1 protein-coding gene is annotated in these 2,346 nt (G+C 71.0%); it reads left to right on the forward strand.

Annotated features, from left to right (window positions below; all coding sequences use genetic code 11):
- Nucleotides 1–75 precede the first annotated feature (75 nt).
- Nucleotides 76–2,283, forward strand: coding sequence for a helicase-associated domain-containing protein (locus tag OTB19_RS42495; RefSeq protein ID WP_267804209.1), 2,208 nt, complete (start codon nt 76–78; stop codon nt 2,281–2,283).
- The last annotated feature ends 63 nt before the right edge of the window (nt 2,284–2,346 follow it).

Here is a 2,346-nt window from a genome sequence, read left to right on the forward strand (position 1 = left end):
CGTCGTCCCGCTCGGTTGCGTTGGCGGGGCGGGGCCGGGTTCGTCCGTGGTGTGGTGTCCTCTACGATCGGCTGGGTGAAGAGCGCAACTGCCCTGAAGAACTGGCTCGCCGAGCGTACCCCTGAGCAGCTCACCGTGTTGTTGGAGTTGCGGGCGTTGCCGCAGGCCGCCGGATACGGGCAGGGCCTGCGTACGCTGGGCCAGCTCGCCGATCACCTGCTGTCCGATGTCTCCGTCAGCCGTGCACTGGGCTCTCTGAACGCCGGTGACTTGCGCCTTCTGGCCGCTGTCGCCCAGATCTCCGACAAGGAGTACGGGCCCGCCCCGACCAGTTCGGTGCCGTCTCACGGCTATATGGTCCGTCAGGAGCCCGCATTGGATCCGGCAAGCCGTGCTGTGCCGCGCGCCGAGGTCCTGCGGCGGCTGGCGCCCGACGCGACGACGCGGGCCGCCGTCGAGGAGGCGCTGAAGCGCCTGGCCGGCCTGGCGCTGGTCTTGCCTCCGTATGGGGGCAAGGTCGCGGTGCCCGCGCTGCTGCACTACCGCTCGGCCGAGTTCCAGGGCTATGGCCGCCCCGTCGGCCTGCTGCTCACCGCCGCGTTCAACGCTCCCAAGGTCCATGCGATCGCCGACCGGCTGGGCGTGGGCAGGGACACGACCCGGGACGGCTCCCAGCGCCGGGTCGTCACCTTTCTCCAGGACGCCGGGAAGGTGAGAGAGCTTGCCGCCCGGGCCCCGTCCGCGGCCCGCGATCTGCTCGACAAGCTGGTCCCCGGACCACCTCTGCTCCGGACCCACTGCTTCGTGACACGGTACGGCTACCACTCCGGCCCGAACAGCAAGTTCACCATCCGCCCCGGGGGTTCCGGTGACGCGGGGACCGACTGGCTGGCCGAGCACGGTCTGCTGCTGCCCGTCGGCACCGACCTCGCCGAGCTGCCGTACGAAATCGCCCACGCCCTGCGCGACGACACCACCCCCGACCTGCACCTGGCCCCGCCCGTCCTGGCCCGCACCACGCCGCTGCCCGGCAGCACCGACGGCCAGGCCCAGGCGGCAGCAGGAGCTGCCGCCTGGCACGCCGAACTCGTCCTGCGCGCCGTGGCCGCTCAGCCACTGGCGATCCGCAAGGCAGGCGGCATCACCGTCCGCGACGCCAAAAGGGTCGCCAAGGACGCCGGACTCAGCGAGGAACAGGCCCGCCTGTGGCTCGACCTCGCCTCCAACGCTGACCTGCTCGCCCCACACCAGGACCAGGCATCCCTCCCCGCCCCGCGCGGACGCGGGCGTGGCCGCAAACAGGCCCCTGAACCCCCGGTGCGACTGCTGCCCACCCCCCGCTACGACACCTGGATCACCCTGCCCCCCGCCCAGCGACTCCTGCCGCTGCTGACCACCTGGGGCGTCGTACCCGAGATCTTCACCTACTGGCCCGCCGACAACGACCAGAGCCCCGTCGCACTGATCTCACCCACCGACACGATGGCAGCGGTACTGCGCCGAGGCATCCTCGACGCCCTCGCGACCCTCCCCACCGGCCACGGCACCACCACCCGCGGACTCGATGAACTACTCGACTGCGCAGCCTGGTTCAAACCCTCACTCACCCCATTCCTGGGCACCCCTGACCTCCACTCGCGTGCCAAGGCCACCCTCGCCGAAGCCGAACTCCTCGGCGTCACAGCCCACGGCGCCCTCACCACCACCGGCCACGCCCTACGCAGCCTGCTGCACACCGGGGCCGTACTCCACTTCCCCGCCGTCCCTGGCGCGGGCCCGGACCTGACCGGCCACCCCCCACTCGCCGACGCCGTCTGCAACCTCCAACTCGCCCTCGACACACTGATGCCCACCCCGCGCACCACCGTCCGATTCCAGGCCGACCTGACCGCCACCGTCACCGGCGCCGCAGCCCCCGACCTCACCGACCTCCTCACCACCTGCGCAGAATGCGAATCCGAGGGACACGCCACCGTCTGGCGGATCACCCCGGCCTCACTGCGCCGCGCCTTCGACACCGGACTGGACGCCGGCACCCTCCTGGAACGCCTGACCGACGTCAGCGAAGGCGGCACCCCACTGCCCCAGCCTCTCACCTACACCATCAAGGACATCGCCCGCGCCCACGGCCGCCTGCGCGTGGTCCGCTCCACCTGCTGCATCCGCTCCGACGACGAACACCTCATCACCGAGGTCGCCCACACCCGAGGCCTCACCAAACTAGTGCTGCACCGCGAAAGTTCGTGGAGGGGTGTTGGTCAGGTCGGCTGGTCGCCGAGGTAGAGGTAGCAGGCGCAGTCGAGGCAGTCCTCGGGACTGCCGAAGGGCAGGCCTGAGGGCAGGAAG

Origin of the sequence: Streptomyces sp. H27-H5, assembly GCF_026627505.1 — a bacterium.
GTDB lineage: Bacteria > Actinomycetota > Actinomycetes > Streptomycetales > Streptomycetaceae > Streptomyces.